The 24,820-nt window shown below is 39.2% G+C and carries 22 protein-coding genes and 1 tRNA gene; 8 read left to right on the top strand and 15 right to left on the bottom strand.

Annotated elements, in window-relative coordinates:
- Positions 1–491: 491 nt before the first annotated feature.
- From hisS to QZV03_RS00930, 4 genes are read left to right on the top strand one after another with little or no spacing between them, the layout of a single operon-like run.
- The gene (hisS, locus tag QZV03_RS00945; RefSeq protein ID WP_296873840.1) at positions 492–1,787 is read left to right on the top strand and encodes a histidine--tRNA ligase; all 1,296 of its coding nucleotides are present in this window, start codon (positions 492–494) and stop codon (positions 1,785–1,787) included.
- Positions 1,788–1,789: 2 nt separating this feature from the next.
- Complete coding sequence (hisI, locus tag QZV03_RS00940; RefSeq protein ID WP_296873864.1) at positions 1,790–2,197, top strand: phosphoribosyl-AMP cyclohydrolase; 408 nt, start codon at positions 1,790–1,792, stop codon at positions 2,195–2,197.
- A gap of 1 nt (position 2,198) precedes the next feature.
- Entirely contained in the window at positions 2,199–4,043 is a 1,845-nt protein-coding gene (locus QZV03_RS00935; RefSeq protein ID WP_296873839.1) for a PINc/VapC family ATPase, read from the top strand.
- Between the two features lie 4 nt (positions 4,044–4,047).
- On the top strand, positions 4,048–4,797 hold the full coding sequence (locus tag QZV03_RS00930) for a sugar phosphate isomerase/epimerase (protein WP_296873838.1): 750 nt from the start codon (positions 4,048–4,050) through the stop codon (positions 4,795–4,797).
- Here the strand turns inward: QZV03_RS00930 and QZV03_RS00925 are convergent.
- The 8 genes from QZV03_RS00925 to QZV03_RS00890 all read right to left on the bottom strand — a co-directional run bounded on the left by QZV03_RS00925 (position 4,794) and on the right by QZV03_RS00890 (position 16,088).
- Positions 4,794–7,112, bottom strand: a complete 2,319-nt coding sequence (locus QZV03_RS00925; RefSeq protein ID WP_296873837.1) for a DEAD/DEAH box helicase — start codon at positions 7,110–7,112, stop codon at positions 4,794–4,796. The two genes, QZV03_RS00930 and QZV03_RS00925, sit on opposite strands and share 4 nt — an antisense overlap.
- A 228-nt stretch (positions 7,113–7,340) precedes the next feature.
- Positions 7,341–8,849, bottom strand: a complete 1,509-nt coding sequence (locus QZV03_RS00920) for a Mur ligase family protein (protein ID WP_296873836.1) — start codon at positions 8,847–8,849, stop codon at positions 7,341–7,343.
- On the bottom strand, positions 8,842–10,227 hold the full coding sequence (locus QZV03_RS00915; protein ID WP_296873835.1) for a Mur ligase family protein: 1,386 nt from the start codon (positions 10,225–10,227) through the stop codon (positions 8,842–8,844). The genes QZV03_RS00920 and QZV03_RS00915 overlap by 8 nt, the downstream gene beginning before the upstream one ends.
- Positions 10,228–10,336: 109 nt before the next feature.
- Positions 10,337–11,524, bottom strand: coding sequence for an aconitase X catalytic domain-containing protein (locus QZV03_RS00910; RefSeq protein WP_296873834.1), 1,188 nt, complete (start codon positions 11,522–11,524; stop codon positions 10,337–10,339).
- Position 11,525: 1 nt separating this feature from the next.
- Entirely contained in the window at positions 11,526–12,860 is a 1,335-nt protein-coding gene (locus tag QZV03_RS00905; RefSeq protein WP_296873833.1) for a DHH family phosphoesterase, read from the bottom strand.
- Positions 12,850–13,248 (bottom strand): 30S ribosomal protein S15, encoded by a 399-nt coding sequence (locus tag QZV03_RS00900; RefSeq protein WP_296873832.1) that lies wholly within the window; start codon positions 13,246–13,248, stop codon positions 12,850–12,852. The genes QZV03_RS00905 and QZV03_RS00900 overlap by 11 nt, the downstream gene beginning before the upstream one ends.
- Before the next feature lie 60 nt (positions 13,249–13,308).
- Entirely contained in the window at positions 13,309–13,860 is a 552-nt protein-coding gene (locus QZV03_RS00895; RefSeq protein WP_296873831.1) for an XTP/dITP diphosphatase, read from the bottom strand.
- A gap of 629 nt (positions 13,861–14,489) precedes the next feature.
- Positions 14,490–16,088: a bifunctional N(6)-L-threonylcarbamoyladenine synthase/serine/threonine protein kinase gene (locus QZV03_RS00890; RefSeq protein WP_296873830.1), complete on the bottom strand. Its 1,599-nt coding sequence runs from the start codon at positions 16,086–16,088 to the stop codon at positions 14,490–14,492.
- 103 nt (positions 16,089–16,191) lie between these two features.
- On the opposite strand from QZV03_RS00890, the gene QZV03_RS00885 reads away from it, so the two are divergent.
- Together QZV03_RS00885 and cobT are read left to right on the top strand one after the other, a co-directional pair.
- A complete protein-coding gene (locus tag QZV03_RS00885; protein WP_296873829.1) occupies positions 16,192–16,665 on the top strand; it encodes a hypothetical protein in 474 nt (157 codons plus the stop codon).
- Complete coding sequence (cobT, locus tag QZV03_RS00880) at positions 16,658–17,722, top strand: nicotinate mononucleotide-dependent phosphoribosyltransferase CobT (RefSeq protein WP_296873828.1); 1,065 nt, start codon at positions 16,658–16,660, stop codon at positions 17,720–17,722. The genes QZV03_RS00885 and cobT overlap by 8 nt, the downstream gene beginning before the upstream one ends.
- Before the next feature lie 107 nt (positions 17,723–17,829).
- Here the strand turns inward: cobT and QZV03_RS00875 are convergent, their stop codons facing one another.
- Positions 17,830–18,663: an undecaprenyl-diphosphate phosphatase gene (locus QZV03_RS00875; RefSeq protein ID WP_296873827.1), complete on the bottom strand. Its 834-nt coding sequence runs from the start codon at positions 18,661–18,663 to the stop codon at positions 17,830–17,832.
- An 8-nt stretch (positions 18,664–18,671) separates the two neighbouring features.
- A complete protein-coding gene (locus tag QZV03_RS00870; protein ID WP_296873826.1) occupies positions 18,672–19,595 on the bottom strand; it encodes a branched-chain amino acid transaminase in 924 nt (307 codons plus the stop codon).
- Between the two features lie 121 nt (positions 19,596–19,716).
- Between QZV03_RS00870 and QZV03_RS00865 the strand changes: the two genes are divergently transcribed.
- Positions 19,717–19,788: transfer RNA gene (locus QZV03_RS00865), tRNA-Val, on the top strand.
- A gap of 265 nt (positions 19,789–20,053) precedes the next feature.
- Positions 20,054–20,881: a F420-dependent methylenetetrahydromethanopterin dehydrogenase gene (locus QZV03_RS00860; RefSeq protein ID WP_296873825.1), complete on the top strand. Its 828-nt coding sequence runs from the start codon at positions 20,054–20,056 to the stop codon at positions 20,879–20,881.
- Positions 20,882–20,989: 108 nt separating this feature from the next.
- Here QZV03_RS00860 and hisB read toward each other — a convergent pair whose 3' ends face one another.
- The 5 genes from hisB to QZV03_RS00835 all read right to left on the bottom strand — a co-directional run bounded on the left by hisB (position 20,990) and on the right by QZV03_RS00835 (position 24,760).
- Positions 20,990–21,568, bottom strand: coding sequence for an imidazoleglycerol-phosphate dehydratase HisB (gene hisB / locus QZV03_RS00855; protein WP_296873824.1), 579 nt, complete (start codon positions 21,566–21,568; stop codon positions 20,990–20,992).
- 39 nt (positions 21,569–21,607) lie between these two features.
- Entirely contained in the window at positions 21,608–21,811 is a 204-nt protein-coding gene (locus QZV03_RS00850) for a 4Fe-4S binding protein (RefSeq protein ID WP_296873823.1), read from the bottom strand.
- A 9-nt stretch (positions 21,812–21,820) separates the two neighbouring features.
- Positions 21,821–22,513, bottom strand: coding sequence for a TOBE domain-containing protein (locus QZV03_RS00845; protein ID WP_296873822.1), 693 nt, complete (start codon positions 22,511–22,513; stop codon positions 21,821–21,823).
- A 62-nt stretch (positions 22,514–22,575) separates the two neighbouring features.
- Positions 22,576–24,132: a flippase gene (locus QZV03_RS00840; protein ID WP_296873821.1), complete on the bottom strand. Its 1,557-nt coding sequence runs from the start codon at positions 24,130–24,132 to the stop codon at positions 22,576–22,578.
- 52 nt (positions 24,133–24,184) lie between these two features.
- Positions 24,185–24,760, bottom strand: coding sequence for a flavodoxin family protein (locus QZV03_RS00835; RefSeq protein WP_296873820.1), 576 nt, complete (start codon positions 24,758–24,760; stop codon positions 24,185–24,187).
- Positions 24,761–24,820 lie beyond the last annotated feature (60 nt).

The following is a 24,820-nucleotide window of genomic DNA, read 5'->3' as shown; positions in this document are numbered from 1 at the left end:
CTCCTCGAAAACAATAGGGTGAAGTTTTCAAAAGTCCATCATTGAAATTGTTATTAATCAATTACTAAAAATGTGAGATGAATAAGGAGACCCTATAATCCTTCATTATGAAGTAAAATCTTCAATGTTGACACAACATTAAAGAAATATGTCACAATAAGAAATATTAGAATCTCCATGATTCACCTCCGATGATTGGTTAACCGGAAAATCAAATCTTTTAAAAGAAATGATGATGATTAATGTTAAAGTATTTAATGAATAATTATTCACAATAATCACCTCCTTATGATAGAGGCCTTTAACATATCATATATTGTATTTAAAATAATATAAAGTTGTTTGAAACGAGTTTAAAAAATTGCAGCGAAAAAAACAAACAATATAAACTTTTCTGTTGATTTAATCATGATTTAAAAAAAATCGAATATACAAAGATTATATAACTTCGCAAAAACATATTTATTATATCATATATTAGGAGTTCAAAAATGGAATTTACAAGACCAAGAGGTACAAGAGACTTTTTATTTGAAGAAATGAGAGAACGTAAACGTGCAGAAAGTACCTTAAGAAGAATATTTGAAGGTTATGGTTACCAGGAAATCAAAACACCATTATTTGAAGAATTAAGCTTATTTACAACTAAATCAGGAGAAGAAATTGTTGATCAGCTCTACAACTTTAAGGACAAATCAGACAGGGACCTTACCCTAAGGCCTGAAATCACAGCTCCGGTTGCAAGGCTATACCTGAACGAGCTTGAAAAGACAGCGGTAAAGCCTATAAAACTATATTACTATGGAAGCTGCTTCAGGTATGAAAGACCTCAAAAGGGAAGGTTCAGACAGTTCTGGCAGTTCGGATGTGAGCTTATTGGAGCCAAAACACCTCAGGGCGAAGCTGAAGTCATTGCACTTTGTTCAGATGCAATCCAGTCACTTGGAATCACAACCGCTGATGTGAACATCAACCACCTTGGAATAATCAGGGGACTGTTCAGACACTTTGACATTTCAACCGAAACACAAAGGGAAATCATGGTTGTAATCGATAAGGGAGACAAGGACCTTCTAATCGAGTCATTAAGCGGAGACGAACCTGTAATCGACAATGACGAATTAAACCAAATTTTATTAAAGCTCATTGACCTTGTTGGAGACAAGTCAATAATAGGCGAAGTGGAGGAATTGATTGCACCATACGACGAGCCTAAGGATGCACTCAATGAACTCAAGGAACTGATTGAGCTTTTAGAATCATTCAAGGTTGAAAACTATACCTTAAACCTTGGTGTTGCAAGGGGACTTGACTACTACACCGGAATCGTGTTTGAAATCTACGTTCCCGAACTCGGTGCCCAAAAGCAGATCTGCGGCGGAGGATCATACTCACTTGTAAAGGTCTTTGGAGGCCAGGAAGTGGAATCCACAGGTTTCGCACTAGGATTTGACAGACTCATGAATGCGATTGAGGAGCTGACCGACAAGGAGGAACTTCCTTCACACCTTGACGTTTATGTGGCTCCTATTTCAAAGGACATGCAGACAAAGGCATTTGAGATAACACAGATGTTAAGAGCAAACGGCATTAAAACAGATGTTGATTTAAACGGCAAGAAATTCAAGAAACTCATGAACTATGCCGATAAAATCAAAGTGCCAAAAATCATTATTGTCGGTGCAAAGGACCTTGAGGAAGGTAAAGTCACCGTAAAGGACATGGTAAGCGGTGATCAGGAACTTGTAGAACTCGACAACTTAATTACATTCTTAAAAGAGGAATGAACATGAACATTAACTTCAGACATGAAATCAACGGAATTCCGGTCATAACAGCAATTGCACAGGACGCAGAGACCAATGAGATATTGATGCTTGCAAACATGAACAAGGAAGCGCTAATCAAGACAATCCAGACAGGAAAAGCCCATTACTGGAGTACCTCTAGAAACAAGTTATGGCTCAAGGGAGAATCATCAGGACATTTTCAGGACGTGAAGGATATCCTTGTTGACTGTGACATGGATGCAATCGTTTTAAAAATTTCACAGACCGGTGCAGCATGCCACGAAGGATACCGTTCCTGCTTTTTCAGACGTTTGAACACTGAAAACGAAATTGACATTGATGATGTGAAAGAAGAAGACGTGGAAATTATTTTAGAAAGATTAGTTAATCCAGCAGACGTGTATTAAAATGAAATGCATTATACCGGACACCAGCGCCGTCATCATAGGTGCGGTAAGCAAGATTGTAGAGGAAAGCGATTTGGACTATCCGGAAATCGTTGTACCCGAAGCGGTGGTCTGTGAACTTGAACACCAGGCAAACGCAAACCGCTCTGAAGGCCACAAGGGCCTTAAGGAACTTCAGAAATTGCAGAGGATGCAGGACGAAGGCGAACTGGCAGTCAGCTTTAAGGGAAAAAGGCCAACCAATTACGACATCAAGTATGCCAAAAGCGGAGAAATCGACAGCATCATACGCGATGTTGCAAGAAGTGAAATGGGAACACTTCTCACCAACGACAAGGTCCAGGCGGAAACCGCAAAGGCACAGGGAATACCGGTTTACTTTTACAAACAGGAATTTGAATTGAAACCATTGTCAATAGAGAAATACTTCGATGATGAGACAATGTCAATACATTTAAAGGAAAATGTTGTTCCGATGGCCAAAAAGGGAACACCAGGCCACATCAGCTTTGAAGTATTGAACGAAAAGGTCTACACCTACAATGAGCTAAAAGAGATTATGGACGAAATCCTTGACAAGGCAAAAAGCGATCCGAAAACCTACCTTGAATCCCAGAAGGAAGGCTCATTCGTTGTCCAGTCAAGGGAATTCAGAATTTCAATAGCCTATCCCCCATTTTCAGAGGCGCTGGAAATCACAATCGTAAGGCCTGTTGCAAACATCAGCCTCGACGAATATCACCTTTCAGAAAAACTTCTTGAAAGGATAAGAACCAATGCCGAAGGAATACTCATTTCAGGTTCACCGGGTGCCGGTAAGTCAACATTCGTACAGGCAATAGCGAAATACTACTCATCAAAACTGAACAAGGTCGTAAAGACAATGGAATCCCCTAGGGATTTACAGCTGCCTGATGAGATAACACAATATGCTCCGCTGGAAGGAAGCATGGAAAATACCGCTGACGTTCTGTTGCTTGTAAGGCCGGACTATACCATATATGACGAGCTGAGAAAAAACACCGATTTCAACATCTTTGCAGACATGAGGCTTGCGGGGGTCGGAATGATCGGGGTCGTGCATGCAACCCGTCCGATTGATGCAGTCCAGAGAATAGCCTCAAGGGTGGAGCTTGGTGTAATCCCGTCAATCGTCGATACAAGCATATATATCGAGAACGGTAAGGTTACAAGTGTCTATGACACCAAGATGACCGTGAAGGTTCCGACAGGAATGAAGGAGGCGGACCTTGCAAGGCCGGTCATTGAAGTGCGCGACTTTGAAACAGGAGAGCTCAAAAACGAGATTTACACCTACGGGGAACAGACAATTGTAATGGACATCGATTTGGTTAACGGATCCGGTGATGAGGGAAGACACAAGTCCTCAGTCGAAAGGATTGCAGAACAGGAGATTTTAAGAAAGGTCAAAAAGCTTGTGCCGAAAAAGGCCAAGGTTGATGTTGAGGTAATCTCTCCTGAAAGGGCAAACATCTACATTCCAGAGGATTTCATACCAAAAATCATAGGTAAAAACGGTAAAAGAATTGCTGAAATCGAGGAAAGCATCGGCATAAGCCTGGGCGTTGAGGTCATTGAATCAAAGCCTATCAGCAAGACCCCATTTGAAGTTGACATCCTCCACACCAAAAAGCAGCTGATTCTGGAACTTGGACGTGACAACGGCCGGAAAAACTTCGACATACAGATTGACGGACAGTATCTGCTGACCGCAACCACCTCCAAAAAGGGAGAAATCAAAATCAAAAGAGGAATAGAATTATCCGACATCATCATAGAAGCGATTGAGATGGGATTGGAGATTACAGCCATACAAAAGAGGTGATATTATGAAGATTGGAGCATCCGCACTTGCAGGACTTGAAAACGGATTGGAAAATACATTGGAATTTATTGAAAATTTAGGACTGGAATATGCTGAACTGGTGCATCAGTTCCCATCAGAGTATGTGACAGCAGACTTGCTTGAAAGCTATAATCTCAAATACTCAATTCATGCCCCCTTCATGGATGTAAATATAGCCTCACTTCAGGAAAAAAGCAGACTGAATTCAATCGAGCAGATTAAAGATTCAATCAATCTGGCAAACAAAATCAATGCGGAAGCTGTCGTTGTCCATCCTGGACTTGCCTCATTTTTGGCCAACAAATACTTCCTGGACGATGTATATGAATGCGCAAGGGAATCAATAAAAGAGATTGGCGAATACTCAGATGATTTGGGCATCATGACCACCATTGAAAATATGCCCGCCTTTGAAACAATGATTTATCAAGACATCAATGATTTGAACGACTTGCTGGTTTCACTTGATATGGGAATGACCCTTGACATCGGTCATGCACACCATGCGAGATATTCCGCAAACGAGATGATTTTTGATTCGATTAAACACATACATGCCCATGATAATTTTGGTGATGATGACTCACACCTGGCATTTGGTGAGGGCAATATTGAATTAAAACATATCCTCAATACTTTAGAGAAAAATAATTATGATGGCATCTACATCATTGAAGTGAATGACTACGATTCCATTAAAAAAAGTTATGAATATATGAAAGAAAACTTCTAGAGAAGTTTCTTTTCCTTAATTTCTTTTTCAAAATAGAGGTATTTGGACTCAATTACCTTTCTTATATCCTTGGCTGTTTTTTTACCGATACCTTCAACATCCTGAAGCTGGGCTTCGCTAGCATTCAAAACCTTTTCAACACTTCCAAAATGCTTCAGGAGATTTTTTGCATTTACCGGTCCGATATTAGGCAATGATTCTACGATAAACAATTGCTGTTCCATTAAAGTGACCGGTTTTTTATCTGTCCTAATAGAAATTGGGATTTTTTCACCATTCTGCTCCCTTATCGCAATTCTTTTAATCATTGCAGCAGTATCCTGAGCATTTCTAGTTGGAATAATACTGATTCTGAAATCGATTGCCAAAGCTGCAATTGTACCTCTGATTGCATTAGGGTTGATCATACCGTTATAAATATCGTCACCTTCAAGGATTATTATCGGTTTTTTAAACTCTTCGGTAAGTTCACGAGCCTGCTTGAACAACCTTTTATCGATGATTGAACTTACAAAATCACTAGCTGTTTTTCTCTCAATTACAACCTCATCACTTACCTGATAATCTCCAACAGCCATTGAACGTATTTTAACGTCAATCTCCATTTCGGTGAGATGTCGGATAACCTTGGAATTTCCTTCACGTGAATCGGCATAAACCACTGGAAAATCATTGTCCTCTTTAGGCCTTTCAAGGACTTTGACCTTCTTTTGATTTTCCATTCTCTCAACGGCCGAAGCATTCAATTCATTAATTACCTCAGGATCAATCAGCTGATTTTTCATATTGTCTTCTTTCCGGATACTGGACCAGTAATAAGCTTCATCCCTTGTTCCTTCAGTAACCAAGACTTTAACCTTACCTGTCCTTTTACGACCGGTACGTCCACGTCTTTGAATCATACGAACCTCAGACGGTACGGGTTCATACAACACAACCAAATCAACGGCAGGAATGTCAATACCCTCTTCAGCAACACTGGTTGACAGCAAGACATCATACTCACCCATTCTGAATGCTTTTATTATAGCTTTCTGCTCTTTCTGGGTCAATCCCTTTTCGCCATCTTTTGATGCCTGACCAAAGAATTTGACTGATTTGATTCCTTCCTTTTCAAGTTTTTGATGAATCATTTCAAGTGTATCACGATATTGAGTAAATACCATGATTTTTGAAGCGTTTTCATCACTTTTATCTTCAAAACGTGAAGTTGTGAGTTTGGACTGTCCATCATCACCCAGTTCCTTTTTTAAGATTTTGGTTATTTCACGTAGCTTAGGATGTTCCCATCCATGTCTTTCAGCCCTTTTAGCAAGTTTGATTGCCCTTGAAAAGTTATCATCCCACATCAATGATTTTGCAGCCTTGGTCTTTTTTTTACGCAAGCGGTCAACATATTTGTTGAATGTCTGAACCCCTTGAGTCTCAATCAACTCCTGAGCATGCTGGACATTGATGACTGCGCTCAATATTGAAACTGCTCGGAACAGTTCCTTGTCGGGATTTGCTGAACGTGCAATCTCACCCTGAACCCTTCCACGGGCAGTCAGAATATCCTTTTTACCGACAGAAACCGTTTTGATAATGCCCATATTCTTCAATGCCTTGAGCCGTATTTTTAAAGCCTTGTCAACATTTTCCTTTATCTTTGCAAGCTCATCACTCATCTTTATTTTAACCCAATCAATATCAACAGGGTTGAAATATGGCTTTACATCGGCATCATCTTCAGTCTTGACAACAATGTTTTGGATATAGAGGTTTTCACATACCTCCTTGATTTTGAACTTGTCGGAACCCGGAGAAGCTGTCAGTCCCAAAATCAGATTATAATTTGATTCCTGAGCGTAACGGGATGCCAGGTATACATATGAATATGATCCCACACCGTGGTGGCATTCGTCAAAGACTATCAGTGATACATTACTTAAATCATATCTGCCATTCAATAAATCAGATTCAACCGTTTGAGGAGTTGCGGATATTATTCTTGACTCCTCCCATCTTTTTACACGCTCTTCAGGTTTAATTGCTCCAGTGATGGATGTGCATGGAAGGGTTATGAAATCCTTAAAGCTTTCCTCATGCTGAATAGCCAACGGTTTTGACGGTGCAAGAACCAATACCTTGGAATTTTTAACCTTATCCAGCCTATCTGCAGCTACAAGAATCGCAACAATGGTCTTACCAAGAGCTGTAGGTGCAACAACCATTGTATTTCCCTTTTTCAATACATCTCCAGCAAGAATCTGCTGGTACAGCCTTGATTCGATTGCATCTTTTTTGAGTAGCGGATGATTAATGTAACTTACCATACTATCATATTAATCAAACATCACTTAAAAAGATTAAGAGAGCATTTGAAAACTAAAAAACAAATAAATTTTAGAATGTAGCCAAAACTTAAATAAAAAAAAATGAATTATTAACACATAAAAATAAAAAAAAATTAAGTAAAAATTACATTTAACGTAAATAGGCCTAGCAATTCATCCCCTACCCAAATAGGATATGGCAAGCATTATTAAAATAAAACTCCCCACTCATAACTCGAAAACGAGAGATTTGAATTTGGTTGCAGCCTCACCTATTGCAATAACCATTTCACAGTCAAGGTTCAAGGCCTTTCTTAGACCATCACGAACTTCCTCTTTTGAAGCACCCAATGTACCTTTCTTTTCAAAATCATCAACATGGTTTAAAAAGATTCTATCGTTCAGCTTAGGATTTGCCTTAAGCTTTTCAACTGCAATCTTTTGTGAGGCAACGGATGCCGGAACGATGAATTTAGAGAACTTGAGCACACTGTTGAATATGTCGATGTCTCCCCTGTAACCGGATTCGGAGGATACTGTAATTACTGTTGTAAAGTCTCCGAACAGCTTTTTGAATTCTTTTAAGACAGTTTCCACACCGGCAGGATTGTGTGCATAATCAACGAATATGTCCTTGCCCTTGACCTTTCCGACCTCTTCCATTCTTCCGCTTACACCGGAAAAGCTTGCAATTGTCGGTAGAATCTTATCATAAGGAAGATCCAGGAATTTGTGAGCGGCGATTATTACACCGGTCAGGTTATAAACGTTATGAAGACCGTCAATACCCATCTTTACTGTCAGTTTCTCGGTTGGAGTGTGAAGATCGAATGTGCGGTTTGCCAAGTCGACATTTGTTGCGATATAGTCCACCTGAGGGGTTGTTATTCCACACTGGCAGAAATAGTATCCGCATCCGGAAATGATTTCCTTAACTGCAATTTCACGTCCGCATACGCATTCTTTCATTCCGATTGAATCAGGCATTTCATCCACACCGAATGTGATTACTTCGCCCTTGAAATCAAGTTCCCTTAAAAGACCCATGATTGTAGGGTCATGGCCGTTGACTATTAGCTGTCCCAGTCCGAGTTCCTTGATGAATTCGCCCTTGACGTTTGCATAGTCGATGAAGCTTCCAAGGTCGTTCAGGTGGTCAGGTGTGATGTTTGTTATAAGTCCCGCTGACATCTCAGTATTTTTGACTATCCTTCCAACGGTTCCGGGAACCCCGAAGGTTCCAACTTCAAGAATACCCACATCCCCATTTAGTCTTGACTGCAAAATCGGAATGAACTCGGCATTTCCCTGCATTCCCTCAAGGTCATGTTCGCACGGTTTTATTCCATTGTCATATGCGATCTTTTTGAGAAGTGTTGTTGAGGTTGTCTTTCCGTTGGTACCGGTTATTCCGAATACCGGCTTTTCAGGCTTTATCAGGTCTATCACTTCATGTACGGTCAAAATAGGTTTGTCGCATTTTTTAAGAATTTCAGCATCTTCGGGAAGACTTAAAGGAGGAATTATATAATCTACCTTATTGAAAAATCCTTCAGGAGTCTGGCCATAGTACACTTCAATGTCATAGCCTTCCAGTGCTTTTGCAAATCGGCAATCTTTTTTAAAGGTCACATCGGTTCCTATAACATTATAACCTCTCTGTTTAAGTATTCTTGCGATTAAATTACCGTTTGCTCCGCAAACTCCTATAACTCCAAAGGTCTTATTCTTATACATATTTCTTACTCCCCTTTTCAAGTCCTTTCATAATCTTGTCAACAGTGGTCAGCCTGTCGTAAGCTATAAGAGGTCCCATATGCAGTATTATATCTCCAGGTTCGGAATACTTGAATGTTTCTTGTGCTGCAATTTCTATATCGTTGACTGCCACTTTTATGATGTCAGGATTTGTTATTGCATCAAGTATCTCCTGGGCAGCCTCTATTTCAACTTCCTGGGTAACCTCATTAAATCCGCTTGCTATTACACATTTGAGATTGTAGTTGCTTATGAGCTCACCAACCTCTGCCTTATCCCTTACGGACAGTGTATCAAAATGATCAAGGAACAGCACCACACTTTCATCCTTGAAGTAATCGAGTGTGATTTTCATTCCATCGTATAAAAATGCTGAATCCAAAATGACCTTCCTTCCGTTGTAGTCACCCACATCATCCATGTGCGCTGGAAGTCCCTTAAACTCTGTCAGTGCATCGATTATATCTTCCTTCTTTACTCCATATGTCAATGCGGCGGCACTTGCAGCCACTGAATTTTCAAAAAAGTAGCTCATCATGTAGAAGGGAGTGGTAAAGGAATCATTTCCATATTCAACAGTTAAGGATTCATCACCAACAATACCTTTAAAATCAACGTCCTCATCCAAAGCATAATATAACGCATCATCCCTTATAGGATTTATGATATCGAAACAGGAGTGATTTGAGATGAATGTTTCGCTCATGCTTTCAAGAATAAGTTTCCTTTGCTGGTACAGTTCCAGAGATCCTCCAAATTCGGAAAGGTGGTCCTCTGCAATATTGGTCAAAAGACCTATCTTAATATCCAAACTGTTCAATAAACCAATTGTACCGTGAGGAAGTTCAAAAATAGCAATATCACAATCCTGAGCCCTTCCCTTGACGATACCATCAATGATGGCTTCAGATACAAGATTGTTTACAAGGGATGAACAGGACCATACATTGTATCCCGCCTGCTTGAAAAGGCTGGTTGTAATGAAGGTTGTGGTGGTCTTTCCCATAGTTCCGGTAATTCCGATGATGTCTACGGGAATCAAGTCGTTGACTATTTTGGAAAACTCTTCATTGGATAGAACCTTCAAATCAGAATCTTTGATTAGTTTAGCGATTGGAGCGGTTTCAGGTAAGGTAGGTGGCATGTAAACCGCATCAAATCCATCGACAGAGGGATTCTTATTTGCCATGTCAAGGGTTACGCCTTCCTTTTCCATTTCAATTAGACTTCGCTGGAACTCGATTTTAAATTCAGAAATATCCTTCAAATCAGTTATTACAACATCATGGCCCAAATGATTAAGCAATCTTGCAACAGGCCTACTAGCATTTCCAGCACCAACAACTAAATAATTCATAAAAAGTCAACCTATAAATTTATCATTATAATTTATTGATTTTATCAAATTTAAAGTTTAACTAGAAAAAAAGTTAATTAAAAAATTTTAAAAAAAAAGAATTGAAACCTTATTCGAAACGAATAAGATTTTCTACATCATTATATACAACATCAAGTCCACACATTGATGGAACATAGTTTGCCGCCTTTGCGGAGTTGACACCGATGACCTCAAAGCCCATCTCCTCGATTGGAGCCACTACCATACATGTGTCACATACGATGTTTCCGCCTGCAGCTTCGATTGTCTTAGTGTAGCCCATCCTGTCGGCTGTTGCCTTAACGCTTACTGAAGTACAAATCCATAGCTTGTTTTTGATGGTTTTGCCCCTTACGATTTCAGCGACTTCCTTAATCTCTTCAAGTGAAGCGTGAGGACAGCCCAGACATACAAGATCAATTTCCCTGTCTGTAGTTGTGAGATTCTCTCTTGTCTCGGAAATCTCCTTTTCGGAGATAAACATTATGTCCTCGATTTCCTCAACATTGTTTGAATCAAACTCGGGAGTCACGTCTTCAATATGGTAAAGCGCTACTGAACCTGAGGATGCAAGTGCAGCACCCAAAGTCTTCAGGTTATTGTTGTTTGGAGTGTTCTGGAGCTTGAAGTATGGAACTCCACCTCCCACAACCTTACCGATGATGTAGCCCAAAGCACCGAAATCGGCACCTTTCAACTCACAGCTGACGTTTACAACAAGGTTTGCGCCACGATTTTCATCCAAGTGGAATCCGTAAAGAGGAGTTTTTCCAACAATGGCCGCCGCCAAAGCAGCAGGTCCTCCCTCACGATTTGTACGTGCACCGATTACGGAGTTCACATAAGCCACAGCAGATGATTCTGACCATGAGACATGGTCCCTGAACCTTGGCACATTTCCAACAAGATAAGGAGTGCATGTACATGTCTTGGAAATTCCCAAATCCGCATAGGCATCGACAATTTCATTCTGCTTTATTGCAAAGTATTCAGGAAAACCGAGTTCCTTCCAATTGTCCAAATCGGTTCCAGGAGGATTCAGTGATGCATTTATTGTTGCCTTTCCTGAACCGTCACGAGCCAAATCCTGAAGATATTCAAGACCTGCCTCACCGATTGTCTTGTAGGAAACACCTGATACCTGTGCTGAAGTGATGTCCACAAGCTTGGATGCGCCGTAGATATCACCGAGTGCAACCAGGATGTCCATGCTTTTACGGATGGTTTCACCATATTCCCCATCACACATTTCCTGTTCTTTTTTTGTCAAATACATATTAATCATTACTTAACTGATATTCAACCATCTCATCCACTAAGTGTAGGAATTGATCTTTAGCCTCATACGGTATCATCGCACCAGCTGCAATGTCATGTCCTCCACCATTTCCCATGAAGTTGTTTGAAGAGTCCCTAAGAGCCTTGCCCAAATCCACACCACTGTCCACCATAGGGCGTGTGGTACGTCCGGAAACCTTGATGTCATTGTGCAGACGGGACATTCCTATGACCGGTTTTGAATTGTCCAGCAATTGGACGGACAAACCGATACTTGCAATTGTACCCATCACTGCCTTGAGGACCTTGTCTTCGGAATACAGATATTGGATAGCATTCAATTGCTGGGCACCTTCACGCTTGATCCATTCAAGACCCTTGACTATCTGGTCACGGTACTGGCGCTGGAGCCTTAAAGCTGTATCCAAAGCCTGATCACGCTCTCCAAGTGCAATGCTTAATCCCAATCCTTGTTTTTTGTTCTTACCACATGCATCAAGAATATATGAGTATTCCTCCAAGTCCTGCAACACTGCAGTTTCCTTAGGCAATGTATAACAGTCTCCGAATATATCGGGGTTAATGCTGATAAGAGCTTCCTTTAAAAGATCCTTTTCCTCATCCTCAAGGTCTGTGAACTTAATGCCGTAGGACAGGTTCATCTTTTCAAGAAACTCCTGGGCACCTTCCAAATCTCCGCTGATACCAGGGAGTGGAGGTGAGAAAGTATATGCAAGTGACTTGAATATAGGTTCTGATGCCTTTGACACTATTTTCAATCCTTCATGAATTTCAACAGTGCCGCTTTCAAGGGCATCATCCAAAATAAGTTTGTTTACACCTGTAAAACCATCCTGACCTTGCATGTCACCAAATGCACCGGTAAGCGCAAAATAAGCGAAATGTTTTTTGTCCAGGTCACGAACGGCGAGATATGCAGTACCTGCACCGCACAAATCACGACTTCCGTCAATTCCAAACAAATGAGGGTTGATATGGATGACATTGCTTTCGGATTCAGTGCCATCCACCTGGTGGTGGTCAGCAACTATAACATCATGCTTATAGGTGTTGAATTCCTTAATGAATGGACTTCCCATGTCAGAAAATATAAATAAATCATATTTTTCACTTCTGAGCTGATTTACCATATCTTCCTTTAGACGTGGTACTATTGAAGTGTGGAATTGAACTCCTTCCTCTTTGAGAGCATTAGCTATAACTGCTGCAGCTGATATACCATCAGCATCGTTATGAGAAATTAATCTTATAACGCTATCATTGTCAATATGCTCCTTAAGCATATTGCTAGCTTCACTAGCCCTATTTAACAAGGAGTGCTGCTTCTTTTGGATTATATCTCCAACCTTCAGGAAGTGCACCTTCACCTACATAGTAAGATGCTAATTTTCTGATTCTAGCTTCAATGATAGTTAATCCTCTTCTGGAGTGTAAATCTTTTGGGTTTTCTTCTAAGTGATCTCTGATGTTAACTGCTCTTCTGATTAAGTTCATTAAGTCTTCTGGGTATTCACCAGCTTGACCGTTTCTTTTTAAGATTTGGGTGATTCTTTCACCGGTTACATCTTTAACTGAAGGGATTCCGTATTGGTCTCTTAAGATAATACCGATTTCGGAAGTACTTTTACCTTCTCTGTTAAATTTTAAAATCATTTCTTCAATTTCTTCATCACTGTAAGTTACCCATTCTGGTCTTGCCATAATATAAACCTCTTTAAATTTATTAAATATTAAATAAGCCCAATTAAACAGAAAATAATGTTACTCTTGACTAGAATACCATTCGATAAATTTCTTTAATGAATTTTTTCTATGTGAAAACTGGTTTTTCTCTTCAGTTGTGAGTTCGCCGAAAGTCTTGTCGAGACTTGGAACATAAAAGAGCGGATCAAAAGCAAAACCTAAATCTCCTCTTTCTTCAACTGCGATTTCTCCTTCGACCTTGCCTAAAAAAGTCTTGGGCTCAGAATTGGGGGCACAGTACCCAATAACTGACCTGAATTCGGCATAACGGTCTTCAGTATCGGTTAATAACTTTAAAATTCCCTGGTTTCCAATAGTATCTTGAACATAATGTGAATATGTTCCAGGAAATCCATTCAAAGCCTTAATGAATAAACCAGCATCTTCTACAATCACAGGTTTGTCAAGCTTACGACTAGCATATTTTGCGCCTGATAAGGCCACTTCCTCAAGAGTTCCTTGGGGTTCTTCGTAACCTAAATCAATATGCTCAAGTTCAATGCCGTAATCTTTGAAAATATTCTCTGCTTCTTTTACTTTATGTTCGTTACCAGTTATAAATGTTATCATAAATTTAGTTATGATGATGATTTTTATTAAAGGTTAGTATATAAAAAAATTAACATATCCTCTAAATTTAGATTATCTGAATCATGATGTTAACTATTATCAAGATTATTTGTAGTAACAATAACCCCATATTTAATTTATCCTTCTTTAAATTTGGATTTTTATAGGTTTTGATGATTAATATTGATACAAGCATTACATTAATCAAAATTAGTGACCATAAAAATAGTTTTAACATTACAAACCCCCAATTCAAAAAATATGGAAAGTTTTATTAATGTCTAAAACATAGATAAGCATAATGGAAGTGATGAAAATGTTCATCACTTCTTGTTCTTATCGTTTAGGAATTTCAATATATTTATAATCAAATTGATTATAGCAATGATTATTCCTAATTCAGTTTTATCCATCGATAAAACCTCCTATTTTTTATGAAATTACCATTTTGATAACTTCATACAGTATAATTATATTTTAGAGTATTTAAAGTTTTATAAGTTGCTTTTAGACTGAAAAATTGCATTTAATTCGTAAAATTGCCCTCAATTTGTAAAATTGACTTCATTTAGAAAAATTGTTCCGACTTCGTAATTATCAATATTTATCGGTTAAAATTAAAAAAAAGATTAATGAGTATATCTTCCACGGGATTCTATATCAGATATGGCATTTAAAATTGACCCATCACCATATCCGTCCAGAACACAGTCAAAATATTTTACTGCAAGGTTATAGTCGATGCTTTGCAATGATTTTTTCAATACAAGCAAATCTACAGCCTTATCTTCCTTAACAGTGGAATATCTTCCAAGTCCGAAGTCTATGAACACAAGATTGTCATCCTCAAGCATTATATTTGATGTGGTGATGTCACCATGTATGATATTTGCACTATGAAGTTTTGAAATGTCCCCACCTATCCTGTATGAGAGATCCTCATCAATGATGTCCTTAACCATTACACCATCAATTTCCTCCATGACGATGGCCTTGCGGTTTAAATCAACATCATATAAAACTGGAGTTTTAACTCCCGCCCTTTTGGCATCGGACAATAGTTTAGCTTCCTCTTTGGTTCTTGCCCTTCTGATTTTATTATCTATTTCGGGAATCCTGTAGCTTTTAGGAATTCTGTCCTTGATTACCGCTTTTTCACCCAAATAATTGCTTTTAACGATATTGGATTCGGCGCCCTTTGCAATCAGTTCATCGGGAAGGGTCAGATAGGTTTTGCTATTGTCGATCCATGGAATGTCCACTTCATCTGTCCTGAACTTCTGAATGATTCCGGTATCCTTCAAATCCATCGGCCCGAACTCGTTGCACATCAGAAGCCCCAGCCATGCAATCATGACACCATTGTCACCGCAGAGCTTCATCTCAGGCATGTAGAATTTTGCACCGTGCTCCTCTGACATTGTCCTAAGCATTTCACGCAGTCTTGAGTTTGCAGAGACTCCGCCGCACAGCATCACCTCATCCTTTTGGGTGTGGGACAGTGCACGTTCGGTTACCTCAACAAGCATCGCAAATGCGGTTTCCTGAAGTGAAAAGCAGACGTCCTCCATAGGGGTCCCTTTTTCAGCCTCCCTCAATGCCGCAGACAAAAGTCCTGAAAATGAAAAGTCCATTCCCTTAACTATGTATGGCAAATCAATGTATGAGCCCTGTTTTGCAAGTTTTTCAATGACCGGACCTCCTGGATGGCCCAAACCCGTTTCACGGCCGAAATGATCAAGGCAGTTACCTACCGCAATGTCTAAAGTTTCACCGAAAATCCTGTATCTTCCGCTTTCATATGCAATAACCTGACTGTTTCCTCCACTGACATAAAGAGATACAGGATTGACCGCACCGGTGTCAAGCTTTCCAACCTCAACATGGCCGATACAGTGGTTTACACCGATTATAGGTTTTTTAAGTGATAATGCCAGACTTCTTGCGGAAGTCGCAACAATCCTCAATGCCGGGCCCAGACCGGGACCCTGTGAAAATGATATCAGGTCAATGTCGTCATAGGACAAACCTGACTCCTCAATGGCCTGCGGTATCAGTTTAGGAATCCATTCGGCATGATGTTCGGCTGCAATTCTCGGATGAATTCCACCTTCTTCCGGAAATAGCTGTTTTCCGGCCATAGCCAGAATATTTCCATCACTGTCAACGATGCCCACACCTGTCTTTTCTGCTGTTCCTTCAATTCCCAAACTTATCAAAATAATCAACTGAAAAAATTAATTAATTAGTATATTATTCTTAAGAATATAAAAATATTTTTTAATTTCAAAAAACAAAGGTTAAGTTATGGGATTTTATAGCGCGAATACTTTGGAACAAAAAAGAGTAAAACAACTGACTGGAGATATCAACATCTCCGAGAACTTCAAAAACGAATGCAACACTCGTGGAATACCGATTTACAATGCATACAATATACAGAAAAGGCTGATACATGAAGTGGAACAGGAAATGCTTGTTGGTGTCGATAAAGTAGATGAAAGACTTATGGAACTTTTGGACGAGAGAGGAAAAAACAAGGTGACACACAGGTATGTTGATTTTGTCTCAAGGGAAGACAGCGCCTCAAGAGGAGTCATACCCCCAAAAGCAGAAAGTTCACTTCCGCCAAAAGAAGAAATTAAAATCCCTCCAAGAGCAAGAGACGGTAAGACATTCAAGACTGACAATGAACTGTCACAGGATGAAATGTTAAAGAAAATCATGCTTCAAAACAAAAAGATTATTAATCAGAACAAGATTATTATTGATTTATTGAAAAAACAAGGTGAAAACAATGATTGATGGTGTGACAACTTATGGTTCAACCGAATTAATTGAAAAATTACAGGAAGCGGAAGATGATGCTGTATTTCTGCTTACAATAGGAACCACTGAAACCTCAAAAATCGAGGGAATATCCGGTGCAGGAGCAAGTGCTGAACTGACCCCATTTACCCCTGCAGCAGACGTGGAATTCATGGTATTGGGCGAGGTAAGATGCACCGATACCGCAGCGGAAACAGTGGTTGACGGAGCTGCAGCTCCAACCCCCGCAAGACTTACAAAGGCTGCGCTTCAGCTTGCTAATATCCCATTTGTCATAATCGATGCTGGAAGTGAAGTCAAGCCCGATGTTGACTATGTCAGTTTCGGAAATGAATACGGAAGAGATATAAGAACAGGTAAAGGCGTTTTAAACCCACTGGAAATATTCGAAAACGCAAAGGATTTGGGTGCGGAACTATCCCAAAGACATGAAATGCTAATCATAGGAGAAAGCATACCTGCAGGAACAACAACAGCACTGGGCGTTCTTAAGGCTTTAGGTTACAAGGCGAACGAAAAGGTGAGCGGAAGCATGCCTCACAACCCTCACGATTTAAAGTCAAAAACCGTTGATGAAGGATTGAAAAATGCTGGAATAACCCCTGGTGAAGCTGATGCAATGCAGGCAATCGGTGCGGTAGGAGATCCGACCCTTGCGGCAGTTTCAGGACTTGTCCTTGGTTCAGATGTGCCGATAATACTGGCCGGAGGAACACAGATGGCTGCATCATGTGCAATAATAAAATCAATCCAGCCAAGCTTTGACTTTTCAAGATTGAATCTGGCAACAACAGTGTTTGTTGCAGCGGATGAAACTGCAGACCTGTTTGGAATTCTAGAGCAAATTGACGACAACATTACAGTAAATGTCGTTGATCCAAGATTTGAAGAGTCCGAACATGAGGGACTTAAAAACTACAATGTCGGATTTGTAAAGGAAGGTGCAGGTGCCGGAGGAGCAATGTTTACCGCATTGGTACTTGGAAATTCCGTTGAAAAGCTAAGAAGAAAAATAGAAAAAGTTTGCAAATAGAGATTATTTTAATCTCTAACATTATTTTTTTATCTGACCGTTACCAAATATCTTTTTTAAAATCTAATTTTCAAAAAAAAAAAGTTAAAAGATGTAATGAATTACATCTAAAAAATATGAGCGATTGAGCCCATGAACACTATTATACCAACCAGCCAGCAGTAATAGGAAAATATGTCCAGATTTCTGTTTTGTATCAAATCAAGCATCCATTTGATAGCCATATAACCTGCAACGATAGATGCAAGGAATCCTAAAAATATAGGCAGGAAATTAGCACCCATTGCAGCACCTATTTCATCGACCTGAAGAAGGAATGCTCCAAAAATTGCCGGAATTGACAATATGAAACTGAATTTTGCTGCAAACTGCTTGTCAAGTCCTATTGTTAAACCAGCTGCGATTGTTGTACCTGACCTTGAAAGACCCGGCAGGATTGCACATGCCTGACCCAATCCCATGAACAGTGCTTCCTTTTTGGTAATGTTATCGTAATTGACATTTCCGCTTGGCATCCTTTGGGACAGGTACAGTATTGTTCCTGTGACAAACAGGAAGAATGCCGGAACGTACAGTGCGCCTGCAAAGAGTGCATCAACGGAATCTTCAAAGAGCACCCCGACAATACCGACAGGAATTGTTGCAAGAATAACATACCATGCAAGCCTTTTGTATGGATCCTCATAGAATCCTTCCTTGAATCTTCCCTGTACGATATCAAGAACACTTAAAATCCAGGACTGAATCATCTTGTATATGTCATATCTGAAGAACCACACTACAGCAATCAGTGTTCCCAGGTGAAGGAATGTGTCAAAAGCAAGAGAGCTTTCAACACCCAAAATGTTTTGAATGAACACCAAATGTGCTGAACTACTAACCGGCAGGAATTCTGTCAATCCCTGAACTATACCGATTATAATTGCCTGAAGTATATCCATAAACACACCTAGATGTATGATAACCAGTCGTATTTGTCTTCAGTTTTTGCTTCTACGATATCAAAGAATGCTTTTTGGATTTTTTCTGAAACCGGTCCTCTTTTACCGATTCCGATAGTTCTGTGATCGATAGAACGTATTGGAGTTACTTCAGCTGCGGTTCCTGTGAAGAACACTTCATCAGCGATGTACAGTCTTTCTCTTGATATGGTTTCTTCAATAACTTCATAACCTAAATCACGGGCAATTGTCATGATGGAATCCCTTGTAATACCTTTGAGGTTGGATGATGCCATTGTAGGAGTGTATAGTTTGTCACCTTCTACAAGGAAGATGTTTTCTCCACTACCTTCAGAAACATGGCCTTCATAATCCAGCATGATAGCCTCGTCAAATCCGTTGTCGAGCGCTTCGAGCTTTGCAAGCTGTGAGTTCATGTAGTTTGCTCCACATTTTGCAAGTGTCGGGAAAGTGTCAGGTGCAGGTTTTCTCCAGGAGGACACTCCAATGTCCACACCGTTTTCCATTCCTTCCTCACCAAGGTATGATCCCCATTCCCATGCTGCGATTGCAACGTTGACAGGGCATCCTAAAGGATTAACTCCAAGTTCTCCGTATCCTCTGAATACGATTGGGCGGATGTAACAGCCGTCTAAGTCATTTACTCTAACAGTTTCGAGAATTGCTTCTGCGATTTCTTCCTGAGTGTATGGAATGTCCATTTTGTAAATTTTTGCTGAGTCAAATAAACGTTGTACGTGTTCCTCTAATCTGTATACTGCTATACCTTTTTCATTAGAGTATGCACGAATACCTTCAAAGACACTTGTTCCATAGTGAACTACATGTGAAAGTACTGATATATTTGCGTCTTTCCATTCTACGAATTCTCCGTCAAACCAAACTTTTGTTGCTTTGTCATCCCAAGCCATTTTATCACTTCAATTTTTTTGTAATAATTAATATATTTATTGTATTTTATAAAATTTTTCTTAGCAAAAATTTCAATAAGGGAAAAGTTTATATATTAATAAAATCATAATATTGTTTGTTGGTTCCGTGGTCTAGTGGTATGATACCTCCCTTACAAGGAGGGGATCACGAGTTCGAGTCTCGTCGGAACCACTATCTATTTTTTTTAAAATAACTTTCATTTCAGTGAAATTAATCTTTTTTTAAACGTTGATTTTAGGCAAAATTAAAGAATTTAAATTAATTTTTCTACCAATCTTTTTAGTCATAATTGAAGATTATTCAATATTATAATATTAACTTTATTGATATGAACAATATTCATATAAAAAATTAATTACTGATTAAAATTATCAAATAATAAAATTTAAATAGTTTTCTAATTAAAGAATTATATATCAAATAAGGAGACTTAATTATGGTAGTTAAAATTGCTATTATTAAAAGTGGTAATATTGGTACTTCACCAGTAATTGACCTATTGTTAGACGAAAGAGCAGACAGACCAAATATTGATGTCAGAACCTTTGGATCTGGAGCAAAAATGAACCCAGAACAAGTAGAAGACGTTGTACCTAAAATAGACGCTTTCGAACCTGACTTCGCAATCTTCATTAGCCCAAACCCAGGAGCACCTGGTCCAGCTAAAGCAAGAGAATTATTATCTGAAAAAGATGTACCTGCTATTATCATCGGTGACGCACCTGGTAAAGGTAAAAAAGACGAAATGGATGAACAAGGATTAGGTTACATCATCGTTATGTCCGACCCAATGATTGGTGCAAAAAGAGAATGGTTAGACCCAACTGAAATGGCTATTTTCAACTCCGACATCTTAAAAGTACTCGCAGAAACCGGTGCATTAAGATTAGTCCAAAAAACCATTGACGACGTAATCGCACAAGCAGAAGCAGGTGAAATCGAATTACCTAAACTCATTATTACTGCTGAAAAAGCTGCAGAAGCTGGTGGATTCGCAAACCCATACGCAAAAGCAAAAGCTATTGCTGCATACGAAATGGCTGGATCTGTTGCTAACTTAGACATGAAAGGATGTTTCATGACCAAAGGTTACGAAAACTTCATTCCTTTAGTAGCTGCTGCTCACGAAATTGCTGCATGCGCTGCTAAATTAGCTCAAGAAGCTAGAGACATTGAAAAAGCAAATGATACTGTTTTAAGAACCCCTCACATGAAAGAAGGAAACCCAGGTTGTAAAACAGACTTAATCTCAAAACCAGAATAAGTAGCTAATCGCTACTTTTTCATTTTTCTTTTTTTAAGCCAAACCAACACCAAAAAAAGTATACACTGATTTTAAAAAAAATTAAAAAAAAGATAGCTAATAATTTAGCTATAATATGCCTTTTGTAGAAGGAATCTGATCATGTTCTATTTTAATAGCTTCTTTCAAGGCCTTTGCAAATGCTTTAAAAACAGCTTCTGCCTTGTGATGATCGTTTGCCCCTTCGACTGTACCATAAATGTTCAATTTTGCTGAAGATGCAAATGACTCGAAGAAATGAATTACAATATCAGATGTCATGTCTCCTATTTTCTCGTTCTTGAACTTTAAATCCATATTGCAGTAGCTGCGGCCACTTATGTCGATTGCCACAGTGGAGACTGATTCATCCATCGGAACTATTGCATGTGCCATCCTCTTGATGCCCTTCTTATCTCCTATGGCCTCAAGAAACACCTCACCCAGAAGTATTCCAACATCCTCTATGGTGTGATGGTCATCGATTTCTATATCCCCTTCAGCCACCACATCCAAATCGATCATGGAATGTTTGGAAAATGATTCGAGCATGTGGTTGAAGAAGTTAACACCTGTGGAAATGTTGTATTTTCCTGTTCCATCCAAATCCATCTTTATGGTTATGTCAGTCTCTGATGTTTTTCTTGACTTGTTTGAAATTCTTGCCATAATCTAACCTATCAAATAATTAATTTTAGCTTAAATAATTTAGGGTTCTTCACCCGGACGTATAATTTTAATACAGTCTGTCGGACATTTCATTGCACATATTGTACAAACATGACAATATCTTAAATCCAATATACGTGCAACTCTTCCAACTTTCCAAATTTTAGCAGACTTTGGACAAATCTCCGCACACTCTCCACAACCAATACATTTTTCCTCATCGACCAAAATTTGCAACGGCATACTTATCACCTATAACTTTAAAGTTGCGACAGACATTGCCTTGAAACCAACATAGACCTCTTTACCAATGTTCAAACTCAGTTCCTTCTCGGCAGATACGGTGATGTCACTGCACAAGGTCACACCGCCCACATTGATTTTGACACGAATTATTTCACCTTCAAGTCTCATTTCTACAATTTGACCCTTCAGGATATTTCTAATGCTTGAAGTCTGCGGTTCGAGCATTATGAAAATATTGTCATAGCTGATCAATGCCAGGATATGGTCGCCAACCTCATAGTTCCTGTTCAATGGAGCGTTTATTTCAAATTCCTCCATTTTGATGGTCATGACCCCTTTCACATCGTTTATGCTTACAATTTCAGCCTCAATTTCATTAACATCCTTGTGAAGTTCCATAATAGCATTAATCTTTTTACATTCCTTTAAGATGGAGTAACCTTCACTGGTCAAAGTGGTTCCGCCGCCCCCACCTTTTCCGCCTTTGGTTGTATTGACAACCTTTACTTCAAGTGAAGACTCGATTTTATCAATATAGTTTAATGCAGTCCTATAAGAAACGTTGATTTCCTTAGCGGCTGAAGTTAAAGAACCAGTTTCCAAAATAGATACAAGCAAGTTATATTTCTTGCTATCCAGCAAAAAGGAATTACCGTCTACATTGATTTTATATTCAACTCCTGCTTTCACATCAGTCATTATAAATCCCCCGAATTACAATGATATTATCTATCAAGATTATATTATAAATAACTTATCGATTATCTAAACTCTAACTTTTCAACAAAGTTCAAGACCTTGTTAACAATTTTTGATAGTGGTCCGAAGCGAGCTGAAAGATGCCTTAGACTTTCAATATCATCCTTCTGGAAGAATTTTGTAAAAATCAATGCAAAGAAATAAACAATTATACATGCAAAGATTCCTGGGAACAGCCATAAAGTGGTTTTAGGAATAATTAATGCGAAAATACCCATGATTGATGAGGATATGATGATTTTAACAATCGCAGACGTAGGCGCCTTGGTTTTTGTCAGTCTGAAAACAAAGAAAATACAAGGAATCATCATCAAAAGACATGCGATGCTTGTAGCCAATGCCCCTCCTGCAATTCCCATTGTAGGAACCATTATCCAGTTTAGAATACCTGTAACGATAGCTCCTCCAACCAAAATGTACATAGGAATCCTAGGGTTTCCAATTCCCTGAATGATACTGGTTGATATGGCAAATATTGAATAAAATGTCATACCTATTGACAGAATAGCCAATGCACTTGCCCCTGCAACATATGCCGGATTCTTGAAGTATAAAACCCTTAAAGTAGGTGTTGCAAACAACGCAAGGCCTACACACATTGGAACTACAAAGAGCAATGAGAACTTATATGCCTCTGAAACATATTTCTGAAGGGATTGAATATCCTTAAGCTTGAATGCTTCGGAGGAAGCCGGAAGAATAGTGGTTGCAATGGATATTGAAATAATCAACGGCAAACGTGCAATAGGATCAGCAGCTGCGAAAAATCCGATGTCATCAAAGGTCAAAAACCTTCCCATAACAATTGTACAGATGTTGTAAATAAGCATCTCTGCAATTGCGGTAATGATAACAGGTATTGAGAACTTGACCAGTGTTCCCGCAAGTTTCAGTTCGTCCTTTTTGGTAAACACAAAGCCTTCAGTGGCTTCAGGAATGAACTTGCCCATGTGGAACTTGAAAATATAGACTGCAGCAACAACAGATAGGGAATATCCTAAAACTGTACCCCACAATGCTCCGACAGTTGAAAGACCTATCAGAACAAATGCGGTAGCAAATAAAATCATACCCAGCTGTTCGACGGCACGTGTGTAAACGATGTACTCCATCTTATAGACACCCTGGAAAGCCCCTCTGAATGCGCCGACAATAACACTGAACGGTGTAATCAAACCTACAATCTGAAGAGGTATCAGGGCAGCGGGCTTGTGCAGATAATGGTCCGCCAGCCATGGAGCAACAACAAATATCATCAATACCCCAAAGAAGAATCCCAGAAATACCATTATCTTCAAGGCCGTGTAGATGGTCTGTCTGGCCATGTCCTTTTCGTTGACGGCTTCATACTCAGCAACATATTTTGCTATCGCTGGAGGAAGTCCACCTGCAGATAAGGTCTGGAAAATTCCCTGAAACGGTAGTGTAATTCCTAAAATTCCGTAAGCGGTAGGTCCCAAGAGTATCGCCATTAAAAAACGATAGATATAACCTCCCAGACGGAAGATTATGTTACCTATAAAAATTATAAAACTATCTCGTATTAACTTATTCGCCATATTAAAACCTAAAAAAATTGTTTTTTAATATATTATAAATTGATTATCATACTTAAATATATTTATTAAGAAATTTTTCAAATTCTGTTAGGGTCCTTTCAAGGGACTGCATGCCATAAGTGTCCTTTTTTATCTCATCCAGCGAATCCTGTGACCAGAATGAGGCACCAAGATTGGATCCGAAGGGTCCACCGCTCACGGGGATTATTCCATGTATCATGAAGTAATTTATAATTGTCATGTGGGCCAGATCCTGACCTCCGGTACGGTCGCCTCCAACAGCTATGCTCATGCCGATTTTGCCCCTCAGGAGATTGTAGTCAACAGCTTCAAGGGCTCTTGTGCGATCCATGATTATTGACAGTTGTGCTGAAACAGAGCCTGAATGAATTGGAGTTGCCAGAATTATTCCATCTGAAGTTTTGAAGTTTTCATAGACCTCACCCATGTCATCCTTAATTATGCATTCCTTGTTTTCTAAACAGTAGTCACAGTGCATGCAGGGTTTTAAATCCTTTCCCTGACATGAGAACATTACTGTTTCACAGTCAAGATTTTCCAATGCCTGTTTTAGAACATATTGGGTTGAGCCGTTTCTTGGACTTGCACATATTCCAAAGACTTTCATGAAAAGTAGTTTATCTGAATTGATTAAAATAATTTTGTAAAAAAAGAAAAAAGGAATAGA

This window comes from uncultured Methanobrevibacter sp. (assembly GCF_902788255.1).
In the GTDB taxonomy this organism is placed as follows: Archaea; Methanobacteriota; Methanobacteria; order Methanobacteriales; family Methanobacteriaceae; genus Methanocatella.
The sequence above is the reverse complement of the archived record's forward strand: the minus strand, read 5'-3'. Positions and strand labels throughout refer to the sequence as shown.